The sequence below is a fragment of the Nostoc sp. CHAB 5715 genome, from assembly GCF_020829685.1.
Taxonomy (GTDB): Bacteria; Cyanobacteriota; Cyanobacteriia; order Cyanobacteriales; family Nostocaceae; genus Nostoc.
In genome coordinates, this window is record NZ_JAIVFR010000664.1 from 1 (window position 1) to 4,376 (window position 4,376).

General features: G+C 40.4%; 7 protein-coding genes. 3 read left to right on the top strand and 4 right to left on the bottom strand.

Annotation, left to right across the window (positions count from 1 at the left end; translation table 11 throughout):
- The coding region (locus LC574_RS28520) for an S-layer homology domain-containing protein (protein WP_229457013.1) at positions 1-843 on the bottom strand (843 nt) is incomplete at its 3' end.
- Positions 844-929: 86 nt separating this feature from the next.
- Here LC574_RS28520 and LC574_RS28525 point away from each other — a divergent pair.
- Positions 930-1,085, top strand: coding sequence for a hypothetical protein (locus LC574_RS28525; protein ID WP_229457014.1), 156 nt, complete (start codon positions 930-932; stop codon positions 1,083-1,085).
- On the opposite strand, the gene LC574_RS28530 is transcribed toward LC574_RS28525, so the two are convergent.
- The 3 genes from LC574_RS28530 to LC574_RS28540 all read right to left on the bottom strand — a co-directional run bounded on the left by LC574_RS28530 (position 1,078) and on the right by LC574_RS28540 (position 3,230).
- Positions 1,078-1,650 (bottom strand): HdeD family acid-resistance protein, encoded by a 573-nt coding sequence (locus tag LC574_RS28530; RefSeq protein WP_229457015.1) that lies wholly within the window; start codon positions 1,648-1,650, stop codon positions 1,078-1,080. The two genes, LC574_RS28525 and LC574_RS28530, sit on opposite strands and share 8 nt — an antisense overlap.
- Positions 1,651-1,995: 345 nt before the next feature.
- Positions 1,996-2,547, bottom strand: coding sequence for an alpha/beta hydrolase (locus tag LC574_RS28535; RefSeq protein ID WP_229457019.1), 552 nt, complete (start codon positions 2,545-2,547; stop codon positions 1,996-1,998).
- A gap of 491 nt (positions 2,548-3,038) precedes the next feature.
- Positions 3,039-3,230, bottom strand: coding sequence for a bromodomain-containing protein (locus LC574_RS28540; RefSeq protein ID WP_229457016.1), 192 nt, complete (start codon positions 3,228-3,230; stop codon positions 3,039-3,041).
- A gap of 488 nt (positions 3,231-3,718) precedes the next feature.
- On the opposite strand from LC574_RS28540, the gene LC574_RS28545 reads away from it, so the two are divergent.
- A complete protein-coding gene (locus LC574_RS28545) occupies positions 3,719-3,913 on the top strand; it encodes a DUF2281 domain-containing protein (RefSeq protein ID WP_229457017.1) in 195 nt (64 codons plus the stop codon).
- Complete coding sequence (locus tag LC574_RS28550) at positions 3,898-4,239, top strand: type II toxin-antitoxin system PemK/MazF family toxin (RefSeq protein ID WP_229457018.1); 342 nt, start codon at positions 3,898-3,900, stop codon at positions 4,237-4,239. Before LC574_RS28545 ends, LC574_RS28550 begins: the two co-directional genes overlap by 16 nt.
- The last annotated feature ends 137 nt before the right edge of the window (positions 4,240-4,376 follow it).

Consider the following 4,376-nt stretch of genomic DNA (forward strand, 5'->3'; position numbering starts at 1 on the left):
GAAGATGAGAGCATTGAAGTTTAGCGCTTGTAATTTACTAATAATCTCGCTGAGTTCAGCTTTTTGTTGGGCAACAGAAAGTCCTGCCTTGGAAGGCCAATTACTATTCCACACACATGCTACCCACGCCCCCCGGAATTCTCGGCTATGACTTACCCTAACGCTACCGACAGGTGCAGGTGTTGGTATTGGTGTTGGTGTTGGTGTTGGTGTTGGTGTCGGCGTTGGTATTGGCGGCTGCACTAGGTAACTAGAAACAATTTTTTCTGCCTGACCTAAATACACTAAAGCTTGATAAATAATCACTGCCACATCTGCACGAGTAGCTGCAAGATTGGGATTGAGTAATTTGATATTTGGGAAACTAACCACCAATCCGGCACTGGTGGCAATAGCTACCTGATTTCTACCATACCCAGGAATCTGAATAGAATCTTGATAAATTTGTGGGAGTTGTAAGAGGAGGTCAGGTTTTACCTTAGTGGCAATTTCTAAGCCTCCTACCAAAGAAACTAAAACTTCCACCCTAGTAATTCGGTTAGTAAAACGGAAAGTTTTATCAGGAAACCCGCTAAGAAATGCTTTTTCGTAAGCTGCTTGAATGGCTGCTGCTGCCCAATAATTAGTGGGTACATCAACAAAGGGGACATACTGCCGCTTCTTGGAAACTGTGGGAAATGCGTTGGCGATGATGGCGGCAAATTCAGCGCGGGTAACAGAGTTATCGGGGCGATAAGTACCGTTAGGCAACCCATTGATAATACCACGTTGGGCTAAGGCTGTAATAAATAAGCGTGCCCAATGGTTTTGAATATCCGAGAAGGGAGTAGCAATAGATACCATTGTTAATTGCAGCTAGCTGGCCTTGATTTTGATTTCCTTAGCTAATTTAACAATATTTAGTAAACTGTCACTACTCAATATGGGGCATGGGGCATTGGGGATTGGGCATTGGGCATTGGGGATTGGGCATTGGGCATTGGTTATTAATTCTTGTCCCTCACTCCCTCACTCCCTCACTCCCTCACTCCCTCACTCCCTCACCTCCCCCATTCCCCATTCCCCATTCCCTATCTCCTAAGTAGGATTTGCAGCTTCATTAGTAGGATTCGAGGTAGAACGCGCATTCAATGATAGCATTACGCGGGAAATGCCGGTGAAAATAACGCTGACACCAACTAGTGTACCCAAAAGCCAGGGCGCATTAAAGGGCCACTGGAACCAAATCATTGCGCCTAAGACCAGCGTAATAATCCCATCACCTAGTATCCACGTCCAATTTTCTTGCGGACGTAACTTAAATGCCAGAATTAACTCGAATGTACCTTCAGCTAGTAAAAAGCTGCCAAGTAACAAAGTTAGTGTGAGAATACCTGTAAAAGGATAAACAAACAGCATTATGCCGGTTGCAATATAAAGTCCGCTCAATAGAAGTTTCCAAATAAAACCTCCTTGGTGGCGGGTTTGAGTGGCATAAACTAGTTTTGTAAATCCGGCGAAAATCAAAATCACCGCAATCCAAGTCTCAGCAAATAAGGTCGAGAGATTAGGCGCTGCGATCGCAATAACCCCGAAAATACTCAAAATAACACCACTTATCAGTGACCCATTAACATCCTTCTTAATATCTCTAGAAACATTGGTTGTCATACAAACCTTTTCCCTATTCTTAGACTAAACTCTACATTTAGGTTAGGGAATTTCTAAGTAACACAGTATGAACCCTAAGATAGACTCATCAGTATTAACTTCATTCCGATCGCAACTAAAATTCACGACTATTGAAACACTAAACCTAGGGCTATTTCGTTCTAGACATAAACCGCCCAGAACTAAAGTTCCTCTCTTACAGCTAAAGTCCGTTAAAACGGACTAAAACCTTTTCTTAGTCGTCTTTAGACGACTTTTGCTATTAGACTCAGAATTCATTCTGAGGCGGGCTAGATGAGAATGAAATAGCCCTGACACTAAACCAATCATCTGATGACGTAACCTTCATAAGATTTCTGCAAGATTGCTTAGGCGTTCATAAACAGCAATGAGACGATCTCCTTCAAGTTCAACAGAAGTATTTGGATAATTCTGAATGGCTCCAAGCAGTGTAACTTCACCTTTTTGTTGAATAGATGCACTTAAAGCACTTCGTAGCGCCTCCTGATTTAGTTGTCCTCCGGGAGGGTGAACTACCTCACCAATTTGGCTAACCAAAACTGGCCCTGCCCAACTAGACAGTAAGCTATTTAAAAAAGCAGGATTGGCTTTTATCGAAGCTTTCAGTGCCTGACGAGCTACTGCGGGGTCTTGTTGCGCCGCCTGCAAATAAGCCCTTAACGTCGGGGTAGTTTTGCCAGTTTCTGTAAACTGAGTTAATTCTTGAACAGATATTTGCCCCTGAAAAGTACCATACTTTAAAATAACTTGCTCGGCAGCATTAGCATTTGTACTTGAAAGTAGAACAATAGCACCTACACCTAAAGCTACTGTTTGAGTGAGTAACTTAGTGAATTTTCTATTGTTTAATCGGTTGAAAAGTTGATAAATCTGCATTTTGTCTAACATTATAATGGTGCGGAGCAGCTTAGACACAAAATGCCCAAGCGTTATATTACTTCACAAAATTCTTGCTACAGATAGATGTTAAAGACGTACAGCTATCATACGTGTCAACTTAAGCTATAGATAGCTTAACTGTTGCCTGCCTCACCCGCCTAGAACTAAAGTTCTAGGCTAATAGCTAAAGTCTACTAAAGTAGACTAAAGATTTTTGGCTATATTTAGTCATCAAAAGATGACTTTCGCTATTAGCAAGGAACTTCAGTTCCTTGCGGGACATGGCTTTTACGTTAATTTGACACCAATGTACAGCTATACGCCCCTACAGCCAATTCGTTGCAAAGATTTTTGGAAATGGTGTCATTAAGCTTTTTCGTTAGTAGGACTTACGCAAAATATCTCTCAAACTCTTATTTCTCCGTGTCCTTTGCGCCTCTGTGGTTCGTTATTCCGTAACTCTTGCGTAAGTCCTACGTTAGGCGAAGCTAATGAGGTAGTATTGACTTATCTTCGTCTAAGGTTGGTGCTGGTATACCCAAATGCTTCCTTGCAGATTCTTCAGCTAGCTTTCGGTCTTGCTCGTTATCGAACTGACTCTCATCTAACAAATGAGGATTTTTTGCCGCTTCATCTCGGCTTGGTCGATATCCATTTTTCCACCTGTACTTCAAGTCCATAATTTGAAAAGCAGATATACTGCGATTTGATTACCTAGTTGTTCATAGTAGGTGCTTAACGGAAAATGATACTCTTGCTATAGGTTGAAGAGGCTCATTCAGAAGGTACAAATTTAACAGAATTTTTGAGTAAGAATCCTCTATTGAGCAAGACTTAATAGATTAGCGCGTTAAGACAAGTCATAAGTAGTTTGCAAGTATAATTACTTTGGTGATTATTGGCGATCGCTGCTGGTTTTATCTAAAATTTTACAGTTGTAGAATTTGTTTGGTTTTATATTTTTATTCAAAAGCCGATATGATAAATATTATTTTATAGGAATCGTATTTGATTTTTGAAATTATCTACGTGGGCGGGGAGTAGACGCGATTAATCGCGTCTGTACGGAGTAGGGAATAAGGAATTAGGCTTTTCGATCTGTACCGAGCTTTTTCATCAATCAAATATTAGTCCTATAGATATTGCTGAAACACAAAACAAGACAATTATGCTTAAAAAACAGATTACACAAGAACTAGAAAAATTACCTGAACCTCTGTTACAGGAAATTTTAGATTTTGTTCAGTTCTTACAAGCCAAATACCAGAAAGAGAAAACTTTAGAAATCACCATTATGAGTGAATCATCACTGCAAAAAGATTGGTTAAGACCAGAGGAAGATTCAGCATGGCAGGATTTGTAAAAGGAGATGTTGTTATTGTTCCATTTCCCTTTTCAGACTTAACTGAAACAAAACGCAGACCTGCTCTAGTTATTGCTACTCTTCAGGGGAATGACCTGATTCTTTGCCAAATTACTAGCCAATCTGTTGGCGATATCTATGCTATTCAACTGGATAACAGTGATTTTAGCTCCGGTCGATTAAATCAGGCAAGTAATATCAGACCAAATCGGATTTTTACTGCCGACAAACAAATTGTTTTATATCAAGCAGGTCAAATAAAACCTGAAAAATTAACAGAGGTGATTAATAAAATTATTGAAATTATACAGTACTCAAGCCTGTAGTTGTATTGAGTATTTGACTAAGTTGGACTGCTGTCGTCGGGTGGTTGAGTAACTGGTGGTTGGGTGACGGTTGTACATGGACTTGGTGCATCTTCTGGTAAAACAGAGACACCAAAGCGTTTGAGTTGGGAGAAGTC

Coding starts and splice junctions, on each gene's coding strand:
- LC574_RS28535 (WP_229457019.1), bottom strand. CDS start 2,547: ATGCAGATTTATCAACTTTTCAACCGATTAAACAATAGAAAATTCACT.
- LC574_RS28540 (WP_229457016.1), bottom strand. CDS start 3,230: ATGGACTTGAAGTACAGGTGGAAAAATGGATATCGACCAAGCCGAGAT.
- LC574_RS28545 (WP_229457017.1), top strand. CDS start 3,719: ATGCTTAAAAAACAGATTACACAAGAACTAGAAAAATTACCTGAACCT.
- LC574_RS28530 (WP_229457015.1), bottom strand. CDS start 1,650: ATGACAACCAATGTTTCTAGAGATATTAAGAAGGATGTTAATGGGTCA.
- LC574_RS28550 (WP_229457018.1), top strand. CDS start 3,898: ATGGCAGGATTTGTAAAAGGAGATGTTGTTATTGTTCCATTTCCCTTT.
- LC574_RS28525 (WP_229457014.1), top strand. CDS start 930: ATGGGGCATTGGGGATTGGGCATTGGGCATTGGGGATTGGGCATTGGG.